Below are 24510 nucleotides of genomic sequence, written 5' to 3'. Positions count from 1 at the left end.
CCAAGGCCTCGGCCTCATGCAAAATTGCCGGGGCTGCTGTGCAGCCCATCGCGACACAAGGCCGCTTCCCACAGAGACCGTGGCGCATTTGCGAGTCCAGTTCTCTGCGCGACAGCGCAGCCCGAAAGGGCTGGGTGATCTCCTACAGGTACAGGGCAGGGTTGAAGGCCATGCGATTCATGTGGGAGCGGGTTTACCCGCGAAGGGCCGCAACGCGGCCCCAATGGCCCGTCAAACCTTGAACTGCGCCACCATGCCGTTCAACTCCACCGCCAGGCGCGACAGGTCCTGCGCTGCTGCGCTGGTCTGGTTGGCCCCGGCCGACGTCTGCATGGCCAGGTCGCGGATGTTCACCAGGTTGCGGTCCACTTCCCGCGCCACTTGTGCCTGTTGCTCCGACGCGCTGGCGATCACCAGGTTGCGTTCGTTGATCGAGGCGATGGCCTCGGCGATTACTTCCAGCGCCTGGCCGGCGCCCTGGGCCACCTGCAGGGTGCCGCTGGCGCGGCCCTGGCTGCTGTGCATGGCGCTGACCGCGCGTTCGGTGCCGGTCTGGATGCCGCCGATCATCTGCTCGATCTCGGCGGTGGACTGCTGGGTGCGGTGGGCCAGGGCGCGCACCTCGTCGGCGACCACCGCGAAACCACGGCCGGCCTCCCCGGCGCGGGCAGCCTCGATGGCGGCGTTCAGCGCCAGCAGGTTGGTCTGCCCGGCGATCGAGCCGATCACATCGAGTACTCGGCTGATTTCATTGGCGCTGCTTGCCAGTTGCTCGATCTCCCGCGAGGTGCCGGTCACGTCATCGACCAGGTGCTGCAGCGAGCTCAGCGCCTGCTGGACCTGGTCGCGGCCATCGCGGGTAGTGCGGTCGGCGCCGCTGGAGGCATCGGCGGTGCTGACGGCGTTGCTGGCCACTTCTTCCACTGCGGCGGTCATCTGGTTCACCGCCGTGGCCGCCTGGTCGATCTCCGCGCTTTGCTGGTGCAGGCCGTGGCTGGTGTCCTCGGTGACCCGGTGCAGCTCTTCGGACGCCGAGGCCAGTTGGTCGGACGAGGCGCCGATGCGGCGGATGGTCTCGCGCAGGTTCTGCTGCATCTGGCTAAGAGCCCGCAACAGCAGGGCAGGCTCGTCACGGCCGTGCACCTGGATATCGCGGGTCAGATCGCCGGAGGCTACCCGCTCGGCCACCACCACCGCCTCGGCCAACGGGCGGACGATGCTGCGGGTGAGCAGGGTGGCGATCAGGATCAGCGCAACGGCGATCACCGCCAGGGCGAGGGTGGTCACCTTGAACGCCTCCTGCGCCGCATAGTCCGTGCGCTCGGTGGCGGCGAAGGCGCCCTTGCTATTGAAGGCGATCAAGGTGTTCATCGCCGCCATCATGGGTTCGGCCCGCTCGCTCAGGGCACTGGCCGCCTGTTGCCTGGCCTGGTCGAAGGTGCCGGTCTTCAGGCTGGCGACGATTTCGCGCTGCACCATCAGGTAGTCATGGTAGGCGCCGGTGAAGGCGTCGAAGCGCAAGCGGCCCTCGGTGGTGATCACCGTGCGCTCGTAAGCCTGGATATCGTGGGCCAGGCTGGCGTCCACCTGCTCCAGTGCTGCCAGCTGGCGGGCCCGTTCGCCCGGCTCGGCCTGCACCACGGCGCCCAGCAGCAAAATGCGGGCGCGGCCCAGGTTGGTACTGACATCCCCCAGCGACACCACCGCTGGCATCCAGCCGGTACGCACATCCTCCGAGGCTTCGTTCATTCGCTGGGTTTCGTACAGCGACAGCAGCCCCATTGCCAGCACGAACACGCCCAACAAGGCGAACAGGCCGGCGGCGCGCTGGCCGATCTTCAGGTTCCTCAACTGCATGCATCGCTCCGTCATAGGCAAGGCAGGCGCCGCTGAAGGCTAAGCGCTTGGCTGCCAGGCATGCGTCGCACTGCGGGTTCGAGGCTGTCTTCGCCTCGTTAGACAAATTGTCTACAGAAATAATTGCACAGTGCCATTGCCCTGCCTAGCCACCCAAACGCATGGAATTTTAAAAGTAGACAATATGTATACATGAAGCGGAGAATGACAAAACTCCGCACTTCAAGGTCAGGGCGCTGCTGGCGCCGGGATGCTGTGCGGGCATGCCCAAGGTTGCACGCGCCCCTGCAAGCAGTGCGCCGTTTGGGCAAGGGAGGGCGGGGCAACCCGCGTCGCCACGGACTGCACAATCGAATACGCCGCGTGAAGGCGGCGTTGGCAAGAGCACTGGAGTCAATAATAAATGCATAAGATCACTTCACTTCCCGGCGACGATTCTCGCCCCGGCTGGTACCACACCAGCCCCATGCGTCAGCCTCGCCCGGGCCTTGCTGGCAACAAGCAGGCGCGCTGGACCATCGTCGGTGCCGGCCTCACCGGGCTTGCCGCCGCGCGCCAGCTGGCGCTGAACTTCCCCGACCAGGAAATCGTGCTGGTCGAGGCGCAGGAAGTGGGCTTCGGTTCGTCCGGGCGCAACGCAGGCTTTGCCATCGACGTGCCCCACGACATCGGCGCCAAGGACTATATCGGTGACGTCAGCACCGCACTGAAAGTGCTCAAGCTCAACACTCTGGGCCAGGACTACCTGCGCGAGATCATCGCCGCCCACGGCATCGACTGCCAGATGTCGGAGTCTGGCAAGTACCAGGCTGCCGTCGGCGACAAGGGCATCGCGATTCTGGAGGCCTACCGCTCGGGCCTGGAGAAGATCGGCCGCGCCACCACCATGATTGACGAGCAGGACTTGCCGGCGCACATCGGCACCTCCTACTACAAGAAGGCGCTGCACATCCCTGGCACTCTGCTGCTGCAACCCTCGGCTCTGGTCAAGGGCCTGGCCGACAGCCTGCCAGCCAACGTCACCCTGTACGAGAACACCGCCATCACCGCGCTGGAGCAGGGCGACAAGATCACCCTGGTGCACGGGCGCGGCAGCATCGTCACCGACAAGCTGATCCTGGCCAACAACGGCTTTGCCTCGCACTTCGGCTTCCTGCAAAGCCGCCTGTTGCCGACCTTCCTCTACGCAAGCCTGAGCCGTCAGCTCACCGCTGAAGAGCAGGCCCGCCTGGGCGGGCAGGGCGTGTGGGGGGTGATCCCGGCGCACCCGTTCGGCAGCACCGTGCGCCGCACCGTCGACAACCGCATCCTCATTCGCAACAGCTTCAACTTCTACCCCGACGGCCGCCCGCGGGCGAACATGCTGCAGCGCCACCTGCCGACCCACCGCAAGTCGTTCGAACGGCGCTTCCCGATGCTCGACGGGGTCGACTTCGAATACACCTGGAGCGGTGCCATCTGCCTGTCCGAGAACCACGAAGGCTTCTTCGGCCAACTCGCCCCCAACGTGTACGGCGCCCTGTGCTGCAACGGCCTGGGCATCACCCGCGGCACCGCCACCGGCAAGCTGCTGGCCGACTGGCTGGCCGGCCAGCGCAACGAACATATCGACTTCCTGCTGGCGTCCCCCGGCCCAAGCAAGACCCCGCCGCAGCCGTTCTTGTCGATCGGCGTCAACTCGGTGCTCAAGTGGGGCCAGTTCCGCGCCGGCCGCGAAGTCTGATTTTTCAGTTCCCATCAAGAGACGGGCAGGCCGCTGCCCGTCGCACGCACCCAAGGTAATTCATGAGTTCCCCCGTACAACACGTCTCGATCGATGACGTGCAGATCAACCGTTTCCATCAATTGCTCACCCTGCGTACCGGCCTTGGCTGGGTCATGGTCGGCTATATCCTCAGCATCATCGGCGTGGCCACCCTGGGCATGTCGGCCTCCTTGCAGCTGTCCGGCTTCTGGCAGGGCATGGTCGCCGCCATGGCCCTGCTCGGGGTGTTCGCCGGCGGCTTTTTCGGTGGCTGGCTGACCGACCGCATGGGCCGGCAGAAGCTGTACTTCGCCGCCCCGGCCATCGTACTGGTGACCTCGCTGGCGATGCTTTGGGTGCAGGATGGCCTGACCCTGTCGATCCTGCGCCTGCTGTGCGGCCTGGCCGTGGGCATCGAGTACACCGCCGCCGGCTCGCTGCTGACCGAATTCATTCCGCAAAAGTCCCGTGGTTCGCGCCTGTCGCTGCTGACCGTGCTGTGGTTCGTCGGTGCAGCGCTGGCCTATATCGCCGGCAACTTCATGCTCGCAGACGCTGGCAGCGAGGCCTGGCGCACGGTCATGGCCAGCCCGGCGCTGATTGGTGCCGTGCTGCTGGTGGCCCGCCTGGGCACCCCCGAGTCGCCGCGCTGGCTGCTGAGCAAGGGCCGCAGCGAAGAGGCCGAGCAGGTCATCCGCCAGGTGTATGGCCCGGCGTTCTCGCTGCGCAACATCACCGATGACCGCGCCGCAGGCCCGGCCATGAGCTTTGTCGACGCCCTGCGCGCCGGCTACGGCAAGCGGATCTTCTTCGTGGTGATGTTCTGGGCCTGCGCGGTGATTCCGCTGTTTGCCGTGTATGCCTTCGTGCCCAAGCTGTTCAGCGCGCTCAAGCTCACCGGCAACCTGGCGGCGTTCGGCTCGGTGGGCATCACCCTGATGATGGTGCTGGGCTGCTGCATCGCCACCTGGCTGATCAACCACCTGGGGCGGCGCACCATTCTGATCCACAGCTTCCTGTGGTCGGGGCTGTCGCTGCTGGGGCTGGCGCTGTTCCCCGATGCCGAGGGCTGGCTGGTGCTGACCCTGTTCGGCGCCTATGGCCTGTTCATCGGCGGCGCCCAGGTGCTGGAGTTCGTCTACCCCAACGAGCTGTTCCCCACCGAAATCCGTGCCTTCGCCGTGGGCATGGGCGCGTCGCTGGCGGCCTTCAGCTCGGCCATCGGCACCTGGCTGGTGCCGATTTCGCTGGAGCGCTTCGGCATTGGCAGCACGATGCTGGCGGCCACGCTGATCACCATGCTGGGCCTGGCGGTGGCGATCCTGCTGGCGCCGGAAACCCGCTCGATGAGCCTGCAGGAAGCGGCGGCCCTGTAATACTTGTCCTCTGTAGGAGCCGGCTTGCCGACGATGAGGCCGGCCCTGGCGACACACAGCTGAATACTGTGCCGGAGGAACCGGCCCTATCGCCGGCAAGCCGGCTCCTACAGGTATTGCGCAGGCCTGAATACCTGTGGCCTTACCAACGCAGCGACACGGTACCCAACAAGGTGCGCTCTTCACCCCAGTAGCAACGCCCGGCGTTGTTGCAGCCGGCCACGTACTCCTGGTTGAACAGGTTGCGTGCATTGACCTCCACCGACCAGTGCTCGTCGATGTCGTAGCCCACCTTGGCATCTACCAGCGTCACATCGCCGGTATCGAGCTTGCCGTAGAGGGTGGTTGGGGTATAGGCGAAGGTGCTGTCGAAGTGGCGCACGCCGGCTCCCACCTGCAGACCTTTGAGCAGGCCGTCGCGCCAGCGGTAGGTGCTCCACACCGAAGCCTGGTTGCGCGGCACGCCGGTCATCTGGTGGCCTTCGTACAGCGAGCCGGCCACGTCCTTGGTGATGCGCGAATCGGTGTAGGTGTAGGCCGCGGTGAGGTTGAGGTTTTCAGTCAGGTCGCTGTTGAGCTCCAGCTCCACGCCCTTGGCGCGGCTGGCGCCGATCTGGCGGTAGTCGCCCACGGCCGAGTCGAACAGCACGTCGTCCTTCTTGCGCAGGTCGTACACCGATGCGGTGAAGGCGGTGTTCCAGCCCTTGGGCTCGTACTTGATACCTACTTCGTACTGCTCGCTGGTGGTCGGGTCCAGTGCGCCGCTCTTGGCCTCGGTCTGCTGGGTCGGGGCAAAGGCGGTGGAGTAGCTGAAGTACGGCGACAGGCCGTTGTCGAACTGGTACATCACCCCGGTCTGCCAGGTGAAGTCGCTGTCCCAGTTGTCCATGTCGGCGGCGGCGTTGAGCGTGCCGGCCTTGTTGCGGAACTGGCTGTTGGCGCGGTCCAGGCGCCCGCCCAGCAACAGCACCCACTGGTCGACCTTGGTCTGCCACTGGCCGTAGAGGCCGTACAGGGTCTGTTCGAGCAGGGCGTTCTGCACGTGCAGCGGCGCACTTGGGGTGCCGGTCCACACCGGGTCGAACACGTTGCTGAGGCGGCCGCCACCGGCGTCCCAGTCCTGGTTGAACGAGGTGCGGTCCAGGCTTGCGCCGACCAGTACGGTGTGTTCGATCGCGCCCTGGCTGAAGTGGCCTTCGAACTGGTTGTCCAGCGAGTAGGCGATCGAGCGGTTGTAGCGGTCGTAGTACTGGACGTTCAAGGCAGTGCCGAAACCGCCGCCCTCGAGGGAGCCCGGCCAGGTTTCCTGGCGGTCGATGCGCGACTGCAGGTAGCGCGAGTTCTGGCGGAACTGCCAGGTGTCGTTGAAGCGGTGGCTGAACTCGTAGCCCAGGCTCCAGGTTTCACGTTCGAAGTTGTCCCAGTCGGGGTTGCCCGACAGCTGGTCCTTGTCGATCTTGCCGTTGGGGTTTTTCAGCAACGTGCCGGCGGCGGGGTGGCCCAGCTCCATCAGGGTGCGATCGCGCTGGTAGGTGGCCAGCAGGGTCAGGCTGTTGAAGTCATCGAAGTTCAAGGTCAGCGACGGCGCGATATACATCCGGTCGTCCGGCTGATGGTCGATCTGCGTGTCGGACTTGCGCCCCATCATCACCAGGCGCCCGAGGATATTGCCCTCGTCGGTCAGCGGGCCGGAGACATCCACCCCCAGCTGGCGGCGGTTGTGCGAGCCGTAGCTCAACTGCACCTCGCCGCGAGCCTCGGCGGTGGGGCGCTTGCTGACCAGGTTGACCACGCCACCCGGGGCGTTTTCGCCGTACAGGATCGAAGTGGGGCCACGGAACACTTCCACCCGCTCCAGGCCATAGGGTTCGCTGCTGGTGTCGTAGCGGTTGCCCTGCACCCGCAGGCCGTCGCGCAACAGGCCGTAGCCCCAGTCGGTGGCGTTGAAGCCGCGAATGAAGAACAGGTCGCCGGCCTGGCCGTCACCGCCGGCAAACGGCGGCGAGAAAATCCCCGGCACATAACCCAGCACTTCGGTGAGGGTTTGCGACTGCTGGTCGTCCATGCGCTGGCGGGTCACCACCGACACCGAGCGCGGCGTCTCGGCCAGGGCGGTGCCGGTCTTGCTCGCGGTGTTGCTGGTCACGGCGCGGTAGCCCGTGTCGCTCTGGCCGTTGGCGGTCAGCACGGCGGCGTTGATCGCGGTGGCATCCAGTTGCAGCGCGCCGCCCTCGGTGAGTGGTTGCAGCACGTAGCCGGCGCTACCTTGCGGTACTGCCTGCAGGCCGCTGCCCTGCAGCAGGCGGGCCAGGCCCTGGGCCACGCTGTAGCGGCCTTGCAGGCCCGGGCTGGTCTTGCCGGCCGCCAATTCATTGCTGCCGGCCAGGTAAATGCCGGCCTGGCCGCTGAACTGGTTGAGGGCCGCGGCCAGCGAGCCGGGGGCGATGTCGAAGTTCAGCTCGGTGCTGACGGCCTGCTCGGCGTGGGCCGCAGTTGCCGGCAGCAGCAGCGGCGCGGCGGCGCAGAGGGTGAGCGGCGCGGCGAGCGCCAGGCGAAGCGCGGGGTGGAAAGGCGTCGGCATGCGGGTCCCTGGAATCGATACGGTAGGTTGAGGTGGCTTGCCAGGGGTAAACCGGACGAGATTTGCAAAAGGGAACTGCGCTTGCAGATTTTTTTGCAGGCCTGGCCTCGGGGGCCGCTTTGCGGCCCTTCGCGACACAAGGCCGCTCCTACAAGGGGGCGCGATCTGATGTAGGAGCGGCCTTGTGTCGCGAAAGGGCTGCAAAGCAGCCCCAACAATCTCAAATAACTGTCAAACCGGCTCCACACTCACCCACCAAGGCGTCAAGCGCTGCACCCGCACCGGCAACGCCGCCTGCAGCAGCGCCAGCGCCCGGTCGGTGTCATCCAGCGGGAAGGCCCCCATCACCGACAACCCCGCCACCGACGGGTGCCAGCCCAGGTGGCCATGACGATACCGCCCCAGCGTCTGCAGCAACTGCGCAAGCGGCATGGCCTCGGCGTTAAGGCGCCGGTCGATCCATGACTGCCCGGCACTTTGCGCAGGCCCGCCGGCGCCGATGGCCCGGGCATTGAAGTCCACCTGCTGGCCGGCCTGCACGATGCGCCGCTCGCCGCCCAGCGCGGTGCACACCTCCACCGCCCCGGCATACACGTTCAGCCGCGTGCTGTCGTCCTGCTGGCACACGGCAAAACGTGTACCCAGGGCCTGCATGCGCCCTTGCGCGGTGTCGACGAAAAACGGCCGGCGTCGGTCTTGGGCGGTTTCCACGAGGATTTCGCCAAAACGCAGGTGCAGCACCCGGGCCAGTGCCGAGAAGTCCAGGTCGATGGCGCTTTGCGCCCCCAGCCACAGCTGGCTGCCGTCGGCCAGGCGGGTTTGCCGGGTTTCGCCGATGCCGGTGGCAAGGTCGGCAGTCCAGCCCGACAGCGGCGCGCCGCGCCAGGCCTGCCAGCCGACCAGCGCGCTGGCGCCCAGCACCAGCAGCGACTTGAGCCCGCTGCGACGGCTGAAGCTGCGTGATTGCTGTTCGCGCAGCACCCGCCCAGCGGCAGCGCCTTCACCCTGCAACGGCGCGAAGCGCTGGCCGACCCGCTGCACATACAGCCAGGCGGCCTGGTGGTCGCCGTGCTGCTCAAGCCAGTGCTGCCACTGCTGGCGCAACTGCGGGGCAACCGGTTCGTCCTGCAGCTGCACATACCAGTGTGCGGCCTGCTGCAGGCTTTCGTGGCGCAGTGTCTGGGCGGGCTGGGTCATGGCATCACCAGCACGCCGTCGAGTTCGGCTTCGAGGATGGCGCAGTGCAGGAAGGCCTGGGCCAGGTACTTCTTGATCATCCGCTCGCTGACGCCGATGCGCTCTGCAATGTCGCGGTAGGCCAGGCCGTCGATCTGCGCCAGCAAAAACGCCTGGCGCACCTTGGCCGGCAGGCGCAGCAGCATGGCGTCCACCTCGTGCAGGGTCTCGACAATGATTGCGCGCTGCTCGGGGGAGGGCTGCAGCGCTTCAGGCTGCAGGGCCAGTTGTTGCAGCCAGGCCTGCTCCAGGCGCTGGCGGCGCCAGTGGTCGATGCACAAGCCGCGGGCGATGGTGGCCAGGTACGAGCGTTCGCCGCTGGCACCGTCGAAGCTGCGCGGGCGCTGGATCAGCCGCACGAAGGTGTCCTGCACCAGGTCTGCCGCCTCGCAGCGGCAGCCCAGGCGTCGGTACAGCACGCCCAGCAGCCAGCGGGAGTGGCTGTGGTAGAGGGTGTGGAGCGAGGCATTCACTTCAGGTATCGAAACCACGGCGGCATCCGGCGCGAGCGCTGACGTTGTGCGAATGAGAAATGCTCGCAATAGTAGGGGTGTCCCGCCAATACTGCAATCGGCCTGAGACAACCTGCCGCCTTGCCTGCCGGGGCAGAATTTGTTTGTGCTGGCAATTCGGTTACAATCCGCCGCGAAACGATTCAGCTTGTAGGTCAATTCGACAAAAGGCTGGGTCGTTTTCTGGTTCTCTGGCTGCTGAACAATGATCACAAAAAGCCTGCGCTGAAGAACATGGAACACCCGGGCCAGCCACAGGCCCTCACTCCGTTCTACAACACTGGAATCGATCAATGTTCAAGAAAGCTGGCAAGACCTTGCTGGGTCTGGCTGTTGCGGCGAGCTTCATGCAAGCCCACGCCGAAGAGACCAAAAAAGTCGACGTACTGCTCGTCGGCGGCGGCATCATGAGTTCCACCCTGGCGGTCTGGCTGCACGAGCTGGAGCCAAGCTGGTCGATGGAAATGGTCGAGCGCCTGGACGGCGTCGCCGAAGAAAGCTCCAACGGCTGGAACAACGCCGGTACCGGCCACTCCGCGCTGGCCGAGCTGAACTACACCCCGGAAGACAAAGACGGCAACGTCAACATCTCCAAGGCCATCGAGATCAACGAGTCGTTCCAGATCTCCCGTCAGTTCTGGGCCTGGCAGGTTCGCCAGGGCGTGCTGAAGAACCCGCACTCGTTCATCAACACCACCCCGCACATGAGCTTCGTCTGGGGTGATGACAACATCAAGTTCCTCAAGAAGCGCTACGACGCCCTGCAGCAGAGCCCGCTGTTCCGCCCGATGCAGTTCTCCGAGGACCACGCGCAGATCGCCAAGTGGGTCCCGCTGATGATGGAAGGCCGTGACCCGAACCAGAAGCTCGCGGTTACCTGGACGCCAATCGGTACCGACGTCAACTTCGGCGAAATCACCCGCCAGTTCGTCGGCCACCTGAAGACCCAGCCGAACTTCGACCTGAAGCTGTCCAGCGAAGTGCAGGACATCACCCGTAACGAAGACGGCTCCTGGCACGTCGAGTACAAGAACCTGAAGGATGGCACCGCACACGCCACCGACGCCAAGTTCCTGTTCATCGGTGCCGGCGGCGGCGCGCTGAAGCTGCTGCAAAAATCGGGCATCCCTGAGGCCAAGGAATACGCAGGCTTCCCGGTTGGCGGTTCGTTCCTGGTCACCGAGAACCCGACCATTGCCATGCAGCACATGGCCAAGGCCTACGGCATTGCCTCCACCGGCGCGCCACCCATGTCGGTACCGCACCTGGACACCCGCGTGCTGGATGGCAAGCGCGTGATCCTGTTCGGGCCATTCGCCACCTTCTCGACCAAGTTCCTGAAGAACGGTTCGTACCTGGACCTGCTGAGCAGCACTACCATGCACAACGTCTGGCCGATGACCAAGGTGGGTATCGAGCAGTACCCGCTGGTGGAATACCTCGCCGGCCAGCTGATGCTGTCGGACGACGACCGCTTCGAAGCCCTGCGCACCTACTTCCCGAACGCCAAGAAAGAAGACTGGCGCCTGTGGCAAGCCGGCCAGCGCGTGCAGATCATCAAGCGTGACGAAGAGAAGGGCGGCGTGCTGAAGCTGGGCACCGAGGTCGTGGCCTCCCAGGACCGCACCATCGCCGGCCTGCTGGGCGCCTCGCCAGGTGCCTCGACTGCTGCGCCGATCATGCTCAACGTGCTTGAGACCGTGTTCAAGGAGAAGGTCGCTACCCCAGAGTGGCAGGCCAAACTCAAGGAAATCGTCCCAAGCTACGGCACCAAGCTGAACGAGTCGGCTGCAGCCACTCAGAAAGAGTGGAACTACACCGCCGAAGTACTGCAGCTTGAAAAGCCGCCAGTGATCGACCAGAGCGTCGGCACCAGCGTGCAGCCAAGCGCACCGGTCGAAAGCAAGCCTGCCAACGACATGGCCCTGTAAGGCCGCCCCGCTTGCCGGGCTTGCCCGGCAACACCAGCCACGAGCGTCGCCACCGGCGGCCTCGTGGCTTTTTTGTGGGCGCCTGATCGGGCCCCATCGCCGGCAAGCCGGCTCCTATGGAACAAATCACAACTCGTTGATTTAGCAGGGCCCTGTGGGAGCGGGTTTACCCGCGAACACCGGCGAAGCCGGTGCCAGACTCCGCGTCGCTTGCTTCGCGGGTAAACCCGCTCCCACAGGGTATGTGGCGCGCTTACGAATTCTGTTCTCTGCGCGACAGCGCAGCCCGCAGGGCTGGGTAATCTCCTACAGGGACCGCGCCATTCCCGAAGTTTGCGCGCCCCCTGTAGGAGCCGGCTTGCCGGCGATACCGGCGCAGCCGGTGCCAGCAGCCGACTGTCAGCCTGGTAGCGCGTCCAGCAAACCGAGCAACTGCCCTTCGGTCATTTCCAGGTGAGGGGAATTGCTCATGTCGACATCCTGCCAGTGGCTGTCGGCATCCACCCGGATGATGCACAGCGCAAGCTGCTGCTGGTTGAAGAACGCCAGAATCTGCCTGATGGCCTCGGCCTGCTCCGCGTGGTCGGTGCGAAACAACTCACAGCTGAAAAAACACCGCGCCTTGCCTGCACTGAGCATCAAGCGCACAGTCGGCCGGCTCCAGCCGCTATGCGCATGCACGAACTCGATCACATCGGCGCGTTCTGTGGGCTCTGCGACCGACAGCAGGAGCTTGAACCTGTGCATGCCTGGCGGCGCCTCGATGGGGTCGGTCTGCTCGAGGTAATGTTCGGCATCGATTACCTCGTTCAGCGCGTGAGACTCCATCATGTTCAACAGCAACTGTTCGCCGATGTACCGCTGTTCGAGCTCGGCAACCGTCAACTGCGCCCAGTCTTCATCCTCATCCAGCTCGTGCACCCGCAGGGCAACTCCGCAGGCTGTGAAAAAGCCAAGGATGTCGCGAACCTCCGGCTCCCGTTCCTCGTAATCGTTCATGAACAGTACGCAGTCGTAGAACACGCCTGCGCTGCCGTCGGCCAGCAGCCTACGCGCTACTGCCAGTGACAGTCCCAGGCGCTGGTACAGGAACTTGACGCAAGCCAGGTCGGTGCAGGGCTGCGCCGTGGCGATGAGAATGCGGGACATGGTGTGCCTTCCTTGTAACCTTGTCAGATGTGCGGGGTGGTTGTGCGATCCTTCGCCACCGTGATGCTCAATGCTGGCGCAAGATGCACTCGAGCAACCCGGGGAAGCGCACATCCAGAATATCGCCGCGCAGCGAATTCATGTGCGTGGTGCCGACGTTGCGGGTGAACACAAGCCCCGCCTCGCGCAACACGCGGAAATGGTGGGACATGCTCGACTTCGGCCGCCCGCCGTCCAGCTCGCCGCAGCTGGCTTCGGCCACACCAGCCAGGTGGCGGACGATCTGCAGGCGCACAGGGTCGCTCAGGGCGTAGAGCAACCGTTCCAGGGTGAGGTGTTCGGGGGAGGGGTGGGTGTAGGTTCGCATGGGGCACATGATAACGGGGGTTTCACTAATTGCCATAGTTCGATTATGATCGAACAATCGTATGCAACCCTTCCCCTGGAGTTTCCCATGTCTGCATTGTTCCAGCCCTACACCCTCAAGGATGTGACCCTGCGCAACCGCATCGCCATTCCGCCGATGTGCCAGTACATGGCCGAGGACGGCATGATCAACGACTGGCACCACGTGCACCTGGCCGGCCTTGCCCGTGGCGGCGCCGGCCTGGTGGTGGTGGAAGCCACTGCAGTGGCGCCGGAAGGCCGCATTACCCCCGGCTGCGCCGGTATCTGGAGCGACGCCCATGCCCAGGCCTTCGTGCCGGTGGTGCAGGCCATCAAGGCTGCAGGTTCGGTGCCGGGTATCCAGATCGCCCACGCCGGGCGCAAGGCCAGCGCCAACCGCCCGTGGGAAGGTGACGACCACATTGCGGCAGATGATGCCCGCGGCTGGCAGACCATCGCCCCGTCGGCCATCGCCTTCGGTGCGCACCTGCCGAAAGTGCCGCGCGAGATGACCCTGGCTGACATCGAGCGGGTCAAGCAGGACTTCGTCGACGGCGCCCGCCGTGCCCGTGATGCAGGCTTTGAGTGGATCGAGCTGCATTTTGCCCACGGCTACCTGGGCCAGAGCTTCTTCTCCGAGCACTCCAACCAGCGCACCGACGCCTACGGCGGCAGCTTCGACAACCGCAGCCGCTTCCTGCTGGAAACCCTGGCGGCCGTGCGTGAAGTGTGGCCGGAGCACCTGCCGCTGACCGCGCGTTTTGGCGTGCTGGAATATGACGGGCGTGACGAGCAGACCCTGGAAGAGTCCATCGAGCTGGCGCGCCGCTTCAAGGCCGGCGGCCTGGACCTGCTGAGCGTCAGCGTCGGTTTCACCATCCCTGACACCAACATCCCGTGGGGCCCGGCGTTCATGGGCCCGATCGCCGAGCGCGTGCGCCGCGAGGCTGAGCTGCCGGTGACCTCGGCGTGGGGCTTTGGTACCCCGCAACTGGCCGAAGGCGCGCTGCAGGCCAACCAGCTGGACCTGGTGTCGGTGGGCCGCGCCCACCTGGCCGACCCGCACTGGCCCTATGCCGCGGCCAAGGAACTGGGGGTGGACAAGGCTTCGTGGACTTTGCCGGCGCCGTATGCGCATTGGCTTGAGCGCTATCGCTGAGTCCTGGTAGGGCTTTACGGCCCTATCGCCGGCAAGCCGGCTCCTACAGGATTTGCGCTGCCTTCAAGGCTGGCGCTGTCCCTGTAGGAGCCGGCTTGCCGGCGATGAGGCCCTAGAACCGATCCAACCGATAAGCCCCGGCGCAATCCCCCCCGCCAGCCAACCGCCCCACCCATTCCCCGGTCAGCGCCGCCTGGGTCAACCCCAGATGCTGGTGCCCGAACGCCAGCAGCACGCGCCCGTCGGCTACCCGGTCGATCACCGGCAGCGAGTCCGGAAGCGAAGGCCTGAAGCCCATCCACGGCGTCGCCCCGACGGCATTTAAATCCTGCTTGAACAACCCCTGGCTCAAGCGGTGCAACTGCCACGCCCGCTGCATGCTCGGTGGCGCGTCGAGCCCGGCGAACTCTACAGTGCCGGCCAGGCGCAGGCCGTCTGCCATGGGCGTCATGATGAACTTGCGCTCAAGTGAGGTGACTGCGAACGGCAGCCGCCCGTGCTCGGCCGGCAGCATCAGGTGGTAACCGCGCTCGGTGTCCAGCGGTACGGCCTTGCCGGTCAGGGCCTTGACCAGCGTTGCCGAATGCGCGCCGCAGGCCACCAGCACCTGGCGCGCGCGCACCTGGCCCTGGCTGCTGGCAAGGCAGACGCCGTCACCCTGCAACCGGCCACCTGTCACCTCGCGGCTGGCGAACTGCACACCGGCCGTCAGTGCTGCCTCGAACAACGCGTTGACCACCCGGTACGGGTCGATGAAATGCCCGGTGCGCGGGAAGAACAGCCCACCCTGCAGCGTTTCGCTCAATTGCGGGGCGGCCTCGCGTACCTGCTGCGCCGACCAGCTATCCACCGCTACACCTTGTTGCTGCATGCGCCCGCGCAGGGCCTGCAGCGCCGCGCCTGACTCGGGCCGCTCGAACACCAGCAACGAGCCGTCTTCGCGCAGCAGGTCGAGCCGCCCGATGGAGCCAAGCAAGCGCTGCCAGGCGCCCAGGCTGCCTTCGTTCAGCGCGCGGATGCCGGCCACACTGCGCCCGAACGGTGCCGGGCGCAGGTTGAGCAGCAGCCGGGTGAACCAGGGCAGGGCGCGGGGCAGGTACTTCCAGTCCAGGCGCAGCGGGCCCATGGGGTCCATCAGCATGCTTGGCAGGCGCTTGAGGATCGACAGGTCGGCAATCGGGAACACCTGCTCGGTGGCCAGGTGCCCGGCATTGCCCCACGAGGCGCCATGGCCCGGGGCCTGGCGGTCGAGCAGCAGCACCCGCTTACCCTGGCGGGCCAGTTGCAGGGCGCAGGCCACGCCGACGATGCCGGCGCCGACCACGGCGATATCGGTGTCGATGTCGGCCATGGCTCAGGCTTCCCGCTGGCCGTCGAGCAGCCGCCGCAGCTGCAGCGGGTTGCCCTGTTGCAGGGCTTGCGGCAGCAGCGCATCCGGGAAGCCCTGGTAACACACCGGGCGCAGGAAGCGCAGGATCGCCGCAGTACCCACCGAAGTGCTGCGGGCATCGGAGGTGGCAGGGAATGGGCCGCCGTGGACCATGGCATCGCACACCTCCACCCCGGTCGGCCAGCCATTGACCAGAATGCGCCCGGCCTTGCGCTCCAAGGTTGGCAGCAGCCTGCGGGCGCAGGCGAGGTCGGCATCGACCAGATGCAGGGTGGCGGTCAGCTGGCCTTCCAGGTGTTCGGCAACCTCGCGGATCTGTTCATCACTGTCGCAGGCCACCACCAGCGAGGCTGCGCCGAACACTTCGGCCTGCAATGCCTCGTCGGCCAAAAAGTCCCGGGCGTCGGTGACAAACAACTGCGCCTGGCACTGGTTCGGCCCCTGGGCCGGTTGGCCGCTGGCGGCGGTTTGCGCGTTGCGGTTTTCGGCCAGTGCACCCACGCCTGCTTCATAGGCACTGAAGATCCCCGGGGTCAGCATGGTCTGCGCGGCGGCCTGGCGCACGTGCTCGCTGGCCTGCTCGACAAAGCGCTGCAACGCCGGCCCCTGGCGGGCGATCACCAGCCCCGGGTTGGTGCAGAACTGCCCGGCGCCCTGGGTCAGCGAGGCGACGAAGCCTTGGGCCAGTGCGTCGGTACGCTGCTCAAGGGCATGTTCGAACAGGAATACCGGGTTGATCGAGGCCATTTCGGCATACACCGGGATCGGCTCCGGGCGTGCCTGGGCTGCGTGCAGCAGGGCCAGGCCACCGCTGCGTGAGCCGGTGAAACCGACAGCCTTGATGCGCGGGTCGTTGACCAGGCCCAGGCCCACTGCACGGCCGCTGCCGTGCAGCAGCGAGAACACCCCTTCGGGCAACCCGCACTGTTCAACGGCCAGGGCCACGGCGCGGCCGACCAGCTCGCTGGTGCCGGGGTGGGCGCCGTGGGCCTTGACCACCACCGGGCAGCCGGCGGCCAGGGCCGAGGCGGTGTCGCCGCCGGCCACCGAGAAGGCCAGGGGGAAGTTGCTGGCGCCGAACACTGCCACCGGGCCCAGGGCCACCTGGCGCTGGCGCAGGTCGGGGCGGGGCAGGGGCTGGCGCTCGGGCAGCGCCGGGTCGATGCGCACGTCCAGCCATTCGCCGGCTCGCACCACCCGGGCGAAGGTGCGCAGCTGCATGCAGGTGCGCCCACGCTCGCCCTGGATGCGGGCAGGCGGCAAGCCGGTTTCGGCGACGGCGCGGTGGATCAGTTCATCGCCCAGGGCTTCGATCTGTTGGGCGATGCTGTCGAGAAAGTGGGCGCGTTGTTCGAGCGAGGTTTCGCGAAAGGTATCGAACGCCGACCAGGCCAGGGCACAGGCCTGGGCCACGTGTTCGGCGCTGGCGCCGGCGTAGGCGGGTTCGAGCGGCTGGTGGGTGGCCGGGTCGATGGCGCGGATTGGCGCCTCGGTGCCGGGCACGGCGCGTTGGCCGATCAGCAGGTTGCCGGTGAGGGTCATGGGGCGTCCTTTGGAGTGGAGTTCTGCATTGGGCTCTGTGGGAGCGGGTTCACCCGCGAAAAGGGCGACACGGTGCCTGGCACCGGCTTCGCCGGTGTTCGCGGGTGAACCCGCTCCCACAAGGGCTGCGAAGCAGCCCCAGGGGTCAGGCCAGGTTCTGCTCGGCCGACCAGTTGGCGTACCACTGGCGGAACAGCGCGTACTGCTGCTCGGCGTAGTTGCGCTGGGCGTCGGTGAGGGCGTCGGTGTCGTTGAAGTGCAGGCTGTACTCGGTGTCGCCGTTGAGCACCATCAGGTGCTTGTAGTACAGCACCAGGTCGCAACCTTCATCGAACGACGACAGCACCGCCAGCGCCGACTCAAGCTCGCGGGCCAGGCGGCGGGCGCGGGCATCGCCCTTGGCCGCCTGCTTGCTCAGGCTCACCAGTTGCAGCACTTCGCGCGGCAGGGCGTTGCCGATGCCGGTGATGGCGCCGGTGGCGTTGCAGTTGACGAAGCCGTGCACCACCTGGGTGTCCACGCCGACCATCAGGGTCACGTCGTCATCCTTGGAGGTAATGTGCTCGGCGGCGTAGCGCAGGTCGGCGCCACCGCCGAACTCCTTGAAACCGATCAGGTTGGGGTGCTGGCTGCGCAGTTCGAAGAACAGGTCGGCGCGGGTGGCAAAGCCATAGTAGGGGCTGTTGTAGATCACCGCCGGCAGTTTGGGCGCTGCAGCCAGAATGGCCGAGAAGTGGTGCTTCTGGGCAATCAGCGAAGCGCCGCGGCTGAGCACGCGGGGGATCACCATCAGGCCGGCGGCGCCAACCTTGGCGGCGTGGGCGGCATGGGCCACGGCTTCGCGGGAGTTCACCGCGCCAGTGCCGACGATGGTCGGGATGCCTGCCGCCACCAGGCGCGCCACGCCTTCCTGGCGCTCGGCCTCGGTCAGCAGCGGCCAGTCGCCCATTGAGCCGCAGTACACCACCGCGCTCATGCCGGCCTCGATCAGTTCGCGGCCCTTGCGCACCAGGGCGTCGAAGTCCGGCTTGCGCTCGGCGGTGCAGGGGGTCATCAGGGCGGGCATGGTGCCGGTGAAGATGTTGGTGTTCATGGTGTCACTCCTGGCAATGTTCAGTCGGAAAAAACGGGGTCAGATGCCCCAGGCAAAAGGGTCTTGCTCGTCGATCAGCAGGGTGCTGTCGGCGGTCAGGTAGGCGCGGCCGGTGATGAACGGGCGAATACGCTCGCCGATACGCTCGAAGCGCCCCTGGAACTGGCTGCCGGTGATGCTGGCCTGGGTCCACACCTGGCCTTCGCCGAGCTTGCCGTCGGCGGCCAGGCACGCCAGCTTGGCGCTGGTGCCGGTGCCGCAGGGCGAGCGGTCGTAGGCCTTGCCCGGGCACATGACGAAGTTGCGGCTGTCGGCGTGCGGGTCGTCGGCGAACAGCTCGATGTGGTCGATCAGGCCGCCGTTTTCACCCGTGATGCCCTGGGCTTCGAGGGCCTTGAGCATGGCCCAGGTGTACTCGGTGAGGGCTTCGCGGTTGTCCAGTTCGATGCGCTGGCCGTGCTCGCTGACCAAAAAGAACCAGTTGCCGCCCCAGGCGATGTCGCCGTGCACCACACCGTGGCCCGGCACATCCACCGCCACCTGCTTGCGGTAGCGGTAGGACGGCACATTGGCGACGGTGATGGCGCCGTCATCGTGCAGGGTGGCGCTGACCAGGCCGACCGGGGTGTCGATGCGGTGCTCGCCCGGGCCGATCAGGCCCAGGTGCTGGAGCGAGGCGACCAGGCCGATGGTGCCGTGGCCGCACATGTTCAGGTAGCCGGCGTTGTTGAAGAAGATCACCCCGCAGGTGGCCTCGGCCGACACCGGCGGGCAGTACAGCGCGCCCACCAGCACATCGTTGCCGCGTGGCTCCAGCAGGCAGGCACGGCGCCAGTGGTCATGCAGTTCGCGCAGTTCGTCGCGTTGTTCGGCCATGGTCCGGCCGCTGAGGGCGGGGAAGCCCTTCATCACCAGGCGGGTCGGTTCGCCGCCGGTGTGTGAGTCGATGACGTGGATCTGTTTCATGGGCGTGTCCGTTGCGTTGTTGTGTTGCACATCGGCCTGCGCGGCCCCTGTAGGAGCCGGCTTGCCGGCGATAGGGCCGTCAGCCCTCAAGAAGCCAGTGCGCCAGTGCGATGGCCGCCCAGTGCTTGTGTAGTGGCCTCGCTTTCATCCTCGCCATCCAGCCGCACCAGGTGCGCCGGCACGCCGGTGGCCGCACCCCAGTAGTAGATGCCCAGGGCAGCAGCGGCTACGACCACGGTGTCGAACGGGTGGCCGATCACCCCCAGCCCGCCGAAGCTGCCCAGCCACGACAGCACAATGGTCACGGCGTAGAAGCCGATCAGCCAGGCCGAGGAGCGCACCTGCTGGCCCAGCGACAAGTGCTCGGTGGGCACGAAGCGGCGGCACAGCAGGTACAGCACGAACATCACGATTTGCAGGGCCAGCAGCCAGGACACGGTGTTCCAGCCCGACCAGTAGACGATCAGCGCGGCGATGATGAACGACAGCGGGCCGAGCACGCTCATGCCCTTGACCCGGAACGGGCGCGGCATGCCGGGGGCGTTGCGGCGCAGGGCGGCGACGCTGACCGGGGCCACCGCGTAGCTCAGTACCAGGGCGGCGGAAACCACGTTGATCAGCGCCTCCCACGACGGGAACGGCAGGGTCCAGAACACCGACAGGCCAAAGGTCAGCCACAGCGCCGGGCGCGGGATGCCGGACTGCTCGTCGATGCGGGTGAAGTACTTGAAGAAGGTGCCGGTCTGCGCCCAGCCGTAGATCACCCGCGGGGTGGCGTTCATGTAGATGTTGCCGCAGCCGCTGGGCGAGATCACCGCGTCGGCCACCACCAGGTAGGCCAGCCAGCCCACACCCAGGGCCAGGGCGATGTCACGGTAGGGCAGCGCCAGTTCCTTGGAGATGCCGGCCCAGCCGTTGGCGATCATTTCGGTCGGCACGCTGCCGAGGAAGGCCAGTTGCAGCAGGGCGTAGATGGCGGTGGACAGCAGCACCGACAGAATCAGCGCGATGGGGATGGTGCGTTGCGGGTTCTTCACCTCGCTGGCCACCGAGATGATCGGCGTCAGGCCCAGGTAGGCGAAGATGATGCCGCCGGCCGACACCGCCATTTCAACGCCGGACAGGCCGAACGGGGCAAAGCCCTGCACTTCGAAGTTTTCCGGTTTGAAGAAGGTGAACAGCACGCCGATCACCAGCAGCGGCACGATGAACTTGAACACGCTGACCAGGTTGTTGGCCTTGGCGAAGGTTTTCACGCTGCGGTAGTTGAGGAAGAAGAACAACCCCAGCAGGGCGAACTGCACCAGCCAGCCGAGCACCGTGGGATCGCTGGAGCCAGCCTTGGTCAGCCCGGGGAACCAGGCGGCGGCGTACTGGCGCGAGGCGACCACCTCGATGGCGATCAGGCTGGAAAACGCGATCAGGGTGATGAACCCCATCAGGTAGCCCAGCAGCGGGCCGTGGGAGTACACCGGGTAGCGCACCACGCCACCGGCCCGCGGCAGGGCGGCGCCCAGTTCGCAGTAGACGATGCCCAGCAGCAGCACGGCGAAGCCGCCGAGGAACCAGGAGAGGATGCCCGCCGGCCCGGCGATGGCCGAGACGTGGCTGGCGGCGAACAGCCAGCCGGAGCCGAAGATGGCGCCGAGGCCGATGAAGGTGAGGTCCAGCAATGACAATTGCTTCTTGAATTTGCCTGACATGGGTGCGCCTTTTTGTAGGTTTTGGATAGGCAGGTCTGATGTCACGTTGCGGCTTGTTACGGCCGCGCTCTTGTAGGTATGGGGCGGCTTGCGTGGGGCATAGAGTGGACCGGTCGGGGGTATCGGTTCTTGATGGTTTTCTGCAAGGTGGATGACGAAATCGGCATAGTTGCAGAAAGGAGTGGTGCTGCAGATGAGGCAATAGGTAGTCTGCAGGCCTTACTGCACTTGGGTTGTAGAGCGGTGCTGGGCTTTTCGCGGGTAAACCCGCTCCCACAGGATTTCGCCGCACTTGAGTGCAGTGACTAACCTGTGGGAGCGGGTTTACCCGCGAAGAGGCCGGTGCATTCGATAGAGAGGCCCGATGACACACGACACCTTGCTGCACACCTTCGATCACTATCAGCCGGTGAATCTCGAAAGCCTGCTGGCCAGTGTGCAGTTGCTGCTGCCCATGCTCGACGTGATCGCCAACGCCGCGATCTTCATCAAGGACACCCAGGCCCGCTACGTGCTGGCCAACCGCACCCTGGTGCAGCGCTGCGGCCTCAAGCAGTTGCAGCCCTTGCTCGGCAAGACCAGCGCCGAGGTGTTTCCGGCGCGCCTGGGCCCCGGCTACACCGAGCAGGACCGGCGGGTGCTGGAAGAGGGGCTGGTGCTGGAAGACCAGCTGGAGCTGCACCTGTACGGCAGCCGCGAGCCTGGCTGGTGCCTGACCCACAAGCGCCCCTTGCATGACCCTGCGGGCACCATCATCGGCCTGGTGGGCATTTCGGTAGACCTGCAGTCAGCCGCCGACACCCACCCGGCCTACCAGCGCCTGGCGGCGGTCGATGAGCACATTCGCCAGCACTTTCACCAGCCCATCACCATGGGCGAGCTGACCCGCATCGCCGGTATTTCGGTGGCGCAGCTGGAGCGCTACTGCAAGCGGGTGTTCCACCTCACGCCACGGCAGATGATCCACAAGGCGCGGCTTGAACACGCCCACCGGCTGCTGCATTCGGATTTGCCAATCACCGAGGTGGCACTGCGCTGTGGCTACACCGACCACAGCGCCTTCAGCCGGCAGTTCCGTCAGCTCACCGGCTTTACCCCGCGCCAGTACCGCCAGGCCACGGCTCAGGAGGGCTGAAACAGCGCCCGCGCTTCGCTGAAGCACTGCTCGGCAATGGCCGAGCGCGGTTCGCTGCGGCGCAATAGCAGGCCCACCGGGCTGTGGATGCTGGCGTCGACGATGGGGATGATGCGGGTGTGTTCGCTGAGATCTTCCAGGCCGCAGCCCAGCGGCATGACGGCGCAGCACACGCCGGTGTTGATGGCCTGGATCAGCTGGAAGGTCGAGTCGCTTTCCAGCACTGCGTTGGGCTCGAGGCTGCGGCTGCGAAAGCTCAGGTCCAGCGACTGGCGGTAGTGCATGCCTTTGCTCAGCAGGCCCAGCGGGATATCCTCCAGCTCCTCCCAACGCAGGCTGTCGTGTTCGAACTGGAAATGCCGGGTGTCATGCAGCAGGCCCATGGTGGTGGTGCCCAGCTCGATCACTTCGAAGAAGTTGGCGTTGACCTGGTCGAGGTAGCAAATGCCCAGGTCCAACTGGTTGCGGCTCAGGCCGTCCATGATCTGCTCGGTGCTGTGGGAGCTCAGTTGAAACTGCAGCTCGGGGTATTTTTCGCGCAACGGCAGCAGCAGGTGCATGGGGTTGAAGCTGGCCAGCGGCACGGTGCCCAGGCGCAGGCTGCCGACCACCTGGCCACGGCAGCTGGCCGCCTCGGCCTGCAGGCCGTCGTGGGCGGCGAGCAGGGTGCGGGCCCAGGCCAGGATGCGCTCGCCGGCCTCGGTGAAGCCCTCGAAGCGCTGGCCGCGTTTCACCAGCACCAGGTCCAGTTCGTCTTCCAGGTTGCGCAGGCGCATGGACAGCGTCGGCTGGGTGATATGGCACAGCGCTGCAGCCTGGCCGAAGTGGCGGGTCTGGTCGAGGGCGATGAGGAACTTGAGCTGCTTGATGTCCATGGGCTGGCCTGGCTGTGCTGGATGGGGAGACCTTAACCAACTGGGGTGGGTTATGGCCACAAATGGATGCTGGCGCGTTCGCCTGTGTAGGAGCGGCCTTGTGTCGCGAAAGGGGCGCGAAGCGGCCCCAGATCTCGGCATCATGCAAAATCGCCGCGGCTGCTTTGCAGCCCTTTCGCGACACAAGGCCGCTCCTACACGCGATGGGGCCCGGGCAGGCGATAAAGCCTGTCGATCACCCGGTACGCCATATCTATTGGACGCCCACCCGCCGCAGCTCTAGCGTTGCCCACACTGCCATTCAAGGAGCTTCACCGTGAGCGTCAAACCCGACGCGGTCTTTGTGCCGCTGAACATCGCTGTATTGACCGTCAGCGACACCCGCAGCTACGACACCGATACCTCCGGCGAGCTGCTGGCCACCCGCGCGGTGGGCGTAGGCCACCGCCTGGTGGCGCGCGAGCTGCTCAAGGACGACCTGTACAAGATCCGCGCCCAGGTTGCCACCTGGATTGCCGACGAGCAGGTGCAGGTGGTGCTGATCACCGGTGGCACCGGCTTTACCGGCCGCGACAGCACCCCGGAAGCGGTGGACTGCCTGCTGGACAAGCGCATCGATGGTTTCGGCGAGCTGTTCCGGGCGCTGTCGATCCTCGATATCGGCACCTCGACCGTGCAGAGCCGGGCCCTGGCCGGCATGGCCAACGGCACCCTGGTGTGCTGCCTGCCCGGCTCCACCGGGGCGTGCCGCACGGCGTGGGAAGGGATTCTGGCTGAACAGCTCGATGCCCGGCACCGGCCGTGCAATTTTGTCGCGCACCTGAAACCCATCGGGCTGTGCGAAAGCCGCGGTTGATGGTTGTCTGTACCGGCCTCTTCGCGGGCAAGCCCGCTCCCACAGGATGACTGGGTGCCTGAGCAAACAGGTGACCCTGTGGGAGCGGGCTTGCCCGCGAAGAGGCCGGTACAGGAGTGCGCGGCGCTTCAGCTCAACACATGCTCCACCGGCTGCAACGCCGGCGGCAACGGCTCATGCCCCAGCGCCGCCAGCACATCGCGCTCGATGGTGCGCACCAGGGCATCGGTGGGCAGGTCGTTCTCGTCACGCCCGAACGGGTCTTCCAGCTCGTTGCCGATCGCATCCAGCCCAAAGAATGTGTAGCTGACGATGGTGGTGAACAGCGGCGCCAGCCAGCCCAGCGGCTCGGCCAGGGCGAACGGCAGCAGCAGGCAGAAGATGTAGATGGTGCGGTGCAGCAGCAGGGTGTAGGGGAAGGGCAGCGGTGTGCCCTTGATCCGCTCGCAGGTGGCCTGCACGTCGGCAAGGCCGGTCAGGCGCTGCTCCAGCAGGGTGTAGCGGAACTCGCTGACCGGCAGTTGTGCGCAGTGCTCGCCGACCGCCTGGAGAATGCCGTTGCAGACGTTGTGCGGGGTCACCCGGTCGGCTTCGTTCAGCCACGGGCGGGCCGCGCGCAGCTCATCTTCGTTGCGCAGCCGCGCATTCAGCGCATGGGCAAAACCGCACAGGCTGCGCAGCAAGTGCGCGCGTAGTTGCTGGTCGGCAATTACCACGCTTTCGCGGGTGAACGAGCGCACCTCGATGATCATCCGCCCCCAGGCCTTGCGGCCCTCCCACCAGCGGTCGTAGCAGGCGTTGTTGCGAAAGCTCATGAAGATCGACAGCGACAGGCCCAGCAGGGTGAACGGCGTGGCGCTGACCGGGTAGAACAGCGCCGGGTAGTGTCGCTCCACCAGCACGATCAGGGCCGCCAGCAAGGTCACTGCCAGGCAGCGCACGGCGATGCGCTTGAGAATCGAGCCTTTGAGGGTGAACAGCACGCGCAGCATGTCGGGGCGTGGGTGGACGATCAAGG

Annotated in this window: 19 protein-coding genes; 6 read left to right on the top strand and 13 right to left on the bottom strand. The window is 66.0% G+C overall.

What is annotated here, in order from left to right:
* Positions 1-231: 231 nt before the first annotated feature.
* Positions 232-1857, bottom strand: a complete 1626-nt coding sequence (locus tag ACI2KK_RS02575; protein ID WP_404667761.1) for a methyl-accepting chemotaxis protein — start codon at positions 1855-1857, stop codon at positions 232-234.
* Positions 1858-2260: 403 nt separating this feature from the next.
* On the opposite strand from ACI2KK_RS02575, the gene ACI2KK_RS02570 reads away from it, so the two are divergent.
* Positions 2261-3580, top strand: coding sequence for an NAD(P)/FAD-dependent oxidoreductase (locus tag ACI2KK_RS02570; RefSeq protein WP_404667760.1), 1320 nt, complete (start codon positions 2261-2263; stop codon positions 3578-3580).
* Positions 3581-3642: 62 nt separating this feature from the next.
* On the top strand, positions 3643-4977 hold the full coding sequence (locus tag ACI2KK_RS02565; RefSeq protein WP_404667759.1) for an MFS transporter: 1335 nt from the start codon (positions 3643-3645) through the stop codon (positions 4975-4977).
* A gap of 142 nt (positions 4978-5119) precedes the next feature.
* On the opposite strand, the gene ACI2KK_RS02560 is transcribed toward ACI2KK_RS02565, so the two are convergent.
* The 3 genes from ACI2KK_RS02560 to ACI2KK_RS02550 form a co-directional block, all read right to left on the bottom strand.
* Entirely contained in the window at positions 5120-7558 is a 2439-nt protein-coding gene (locus ACI2KK_RS02560; RefSeq protein ID WP_404667758.1) for a TonB-dependent siderophore receptor, read from the bottom strand.
* Between the two features lie 231 nt (positions 7559-7789).
* Complete coding sequence (locus ACI2KK_RS02555; protein ID WP_404667757.1) at positions 7790-8755, bottom strand: FecR domain-containing protein; 966 nt, start codon at positions 8753-8755, stop codon at positions 7790-7792.
* Positions 8752-9285: a sigma-70 family RNA polymerase sigma factor gene (locus tag ACI2KK_RS02550; RefSeq protein ID WP_404667756.1), complete on the bottom strand. Its 534-nt coding sequence runs from the start codon at positions 9283-9285 to the stop codon at positions 8752-8754. Before ACI2KK_RS02550 ends, ACI2KK_RS02555 begins: the two co-directional genes overlap by 4 nt.
* A 314-nt stretch (positions 9286-9599) precedes the next feature.
* Between ACI2KK_RS02550 and mqo the strand changes: the two genes are divergently transcribed.
* Complete coding sequence (gene mqo / locus ACI2KK_RS02545) at positions 9600-11237, top strand: malate dehydrogenase (quinone) (RefSeq protein WP_404667755.1); 1638 nt, start codon at positions 9600-9602, stop codon at positions 11235-11237.
* A 399-nt stretch (positions 11238-11636) separates the two neighbouring features.
* On the opposite strand, the gene ACI2KK_RS02540 is transcribed toward mqo, so the two are convergent.
* Together ACI2KK_RS02540 and ACI2KK_RS02535 are read right to left on the bottom strand one after the other, a co-directional pair.
* Positions 11637-12386: a hypothetical protein gene (locus tag ACI2KK_RS02540; protein WP_404667754.1), complete on the bottom strand. Its 750-nt coding sequence runs from the start codon at positions 12384-12386 to the stop codon at positions 11637-11639.
* Positions 12387-12453: 67 nt separating this feature from the next.
* Complete coding sequence (locus tag ACI2KK_RS02535; RefSeq protein ID WP_369987699.1) at positions 12454-12789, bottom strand: ArsR/SmtB family transcription factor; 336 nt, start codon at positions 12787-12789, stop codon at positions 12454-12456.
* A 51-nt stretch (positions 12790-12840) separates the two neighbouring features.
* Here ACI2KK_RS02535 and xenA point away from each other — a divergent pair, with 51 nt between their 5' ends.
* Positions 12841-13932, top strand: a complete 1092-nt coding sequence (xenA, locus tag ACI2KK_RS02530; protein ID WP_217839859.1) for a xenobiotic reductase XenA — start codon at positions 12841-12843, stop codon at positions 13930-13932.
* A 112-nt stretch (positions 13933-14044) separates the two neighbouring features.
* On the opposite strand, the gene ACI2KK_RS02525 is transcribed toward xenA, so the two are convergent.
* The 5 genes from ACI2KK_RS02525 to ACI2KK_RS02505 form a co-directional block, all read right to left on the bottom strand.
* Positions 14045-15283, bottom strand: a complete 1239-nt coding sequence (locus ACI2KK_RS02525; RefSeq protein WP_404667753.1) for an FAD-dependent oxidoreductase — start codon at positions 15281-15283, stop codon at positions 14045-14047.
* Positions 15284-15286: 3 nt separating this feature from the next.
* On the bottom strand, positions 15287-16864 hold the full coding sequence (locus ACI2KK_RS02520; protein ID WP_404667752.1) for an aldehyde dehydrogenase (NADP(+)): 1578 nt from the start codon (positions 16862-16864) through the stop codon (positions 15287-15289).
* A 145-nt stretch (positions 16865-17009) separates the two neighbouring features.
* Positions 17010-17957, bottom strand: coding sequence for a dihydrodipicolinate synthase family protein (locus ACI2KK_RS02515; RefSeq protein ID WP_217839856.1), 948 nt, complete (start codon positions 17955-17957; stop codon positions 17010-17012).
* 39 nt (positions 17958-17996) lie between these two features.
* Positions 17997-18923 (bottom strand): 4-hydroxyproline epimerase, encoded by a 927-nt coding sequence (locus ACI2KK_RS02510; RefSeq protein WP_404667751.1) that lies wholly within the window; start codon positions 18921-18923, stop codon positions 17997-17999.
* 86 nt (positions 18924-19009) lie between these two features.
* Positions 19010-20626: an APC family permease gene (locus tag ACI2KK_RS02505; protein WP_404667750.1), complete on the bottom strand. Its 1617-nt coding sequence runs from the start codon at positions 20624-20626 to the stop codon at positions 19010-19012.
* Between the two features lie 364 nt (positions 20627-20990).
* Between ACI2KK_RS02505 and ACI2KK_RS02500 the strand changes: the two genes are divergently transcribed.
* Complete coding sequence (locus ACI2KK_RS02500) at positions 20991-21761, top strand: helix-turn-helix domain-containing protein (RefSeq protein ID WP_404667749.1); 771 nt, start codon at positions 20991-20993, stop codon at positions 21759-21761.
* Here the strand turns inward: ACI2KK_RS02500 and ACI2KK_RS02495 are convergent.
* A complete protein-coding gene (locus ACI2KK_RS02495; RefSeq protein ID WP_404667748.1) occupies positions 21749-22636 on the bottom strand; it encodes a LysR family transcriptional regulator in 888 nt (295 codons plus the stop codon). The genes ACI2KK_RS02500 and ACI2KK_RS02495 overlap by 13 nt on opposite strands.
* 316 nt (positions 22637-22952) lie before the next feature.
* Here ACI2KK_RS02495 and moaB point away from each other — a divergent pair, with 316 nt between their 5' ends.
* Complete coding sequence (moaB, locus tag ACI2KK_RS02490; RefSeq protein WP_217839851.1) at positions 22953-23492, top strand: molybdenum cofactor biosynthesis protein B; 540 nt, start codon at positions 22953-22955, stop codon at positions 23490-23492.
* A gap of 128 nt (positions 23493-23620) precedes the next feature.
* Here moaB and ACI2KK_RS02485 read toward each other — a convergent pair whose 3' ends face one another.
* Entirely contained in the window at positions 23621-24508 is an 888-nt protein-coding gene (locus ACI2KK_RS02485) for a bestrophin family protein (RefSeq protein ID WP_404667747.1), read from the bottom strand.
* Positions 24509-24510 lie beyond the last annotated feature (2 nt).

The organism is Pseudomonas sp. NPDC089406 (assembly GCF_044900265.1).
GTDB lineage: Bacteria > Pseudomonadota > Gammaproteobacteria > Pseudomonadales > Pseudomonadaceae > Aquipseudomonas > Aquipseudomonas fakonensis.
The sequence above is the reverse complement of the archived record's forward strand: the minus strand, read 5'-3'. Positions and strand labels throughout refer to the sequence as shown.

What these genes read in the sequence shown, in the direction of transcription:
- ACI2KK_RS02565 (WP_404667759.1), top strand. Translation starts at nt 3,643, where the DNA reads ATGAGTTCCCCCGTACAACACGTCTCGATCGATGACGTGCAGATCAAC.
- ACI2KK_RS02520 (WP_404667752.1), bottom strand. Translation starts at nt 16,864, where the DNA reads ATGACCCTCACCGGCAACCTGCTGATCGGCCAACGCGCCGTGCCCGGC.
- ACI2KK_RS02495 (WP_404667748.1), bottom strand. Translation starts at nt 22,636, where the DNA reads ATGGACATCAAGCAGCTCAAGTTCCTCATCGCCCTCGACCAGACCCGC.
- mqo (WP_404667755.1), top strand. Translation starts at nt 9,600, where the DNA reads ATGTTCAAGAAAGCTGGCAAGACCTTGCTGGGTCTGGCTGTTGCGGCG.
- ACI2KK_RS02535 (WP_369987699.1), bottom strand. Translation starts at nt 12,789, where the DNA reads ATGGCAATTAGTGAAACCCCCGTTATCATGTGCCCCATGCGAACCTAC.
- ACI2KK_RS02560 (WP_404667758.1), bottom strand. Translation starts at nt 7,558, where the DNA reads ATGCCGACGCCTTTCCACCCCGCGCTTCGCCTGGCGCTCGCCGCGCCG.
- ACI2KK_RS02505 (WP_404667750.1), bottom strand. Translation starts at nt 20,626, where the DNA reads ATGTCAGGCAAATTCAAGAAGCAATTGTCATTGCTGGACCTCACCTTC.
- xenA (WP_217839859.1), top strand. Translation starts at nt 12,841, where the DNA reads ATGTCTGCATTGTTCCAGCCCTACACCCTCAAGGATGTGACCCTGCGC.
- ACI2KK_RS02515 (WP_217839856.1), bottom strand. Translation starts at nt 17,957, where the DNA reads ATGAACACCAACATCTTCACCGGCACCATGCCCGCCCTGATGACCCCC.
- ACI2KK_RS02575 (WP_404667761.1), bottom strand. Translation starts at nt 1,857, where the DNA reads ATGCAGTTGAGGAACCTGAAGATCGGCCAGCGCGCCGCCGGCCTGTTC.
- ACI2KK_RS02510 (WP_404667751.1), bottom strand. Translation starts at nt 18,923, where the DNA reads ATGAAACAGATCCACGTCATCGACTCACACACCGGCGGCGAACCGACC.
- ACI2KK_RS02540 (WP_404667754.1), bottom strand. Translation starts at nt 12,386, where the DNA reads ATGTCCCGCATTCTCATCGCCACGGCGCAGCCCTGCACCGACCTGGCT.
- ACI2KK_RS02525 (WP_404667753.1), bottom strand. Translation starts at nt 15,283, where the DNA reads ATGGCCGACATCGACACCGATATCGCCGTGGTCGGCGCCGGCATCGTC.
- ACI2KK_RS02570 (WP_404667760.1), top strand. Translation starts at nt 2,261, where the DNA reads ATGCATAAGATCACTTCACTTCCCGGCGACGATTCTCGCCCCGGCTGG.
- ACI2KK_RS02500 (WP_404667749.1), top strand. Translation starts at nt 20,991, where the DNA reads ATGACACACGACACCTTGCTGCACACCTTCGATCACTATCAGCCGGTG.
- ACI2KK_RS02555 (WP_404667757.1), bottom strand. Translation starts at nt 8,755, where the DNA reads ATGACCCAGCCCGCCCAGACACTGCGCCACGAAAGCCTGCAGCAGGCC.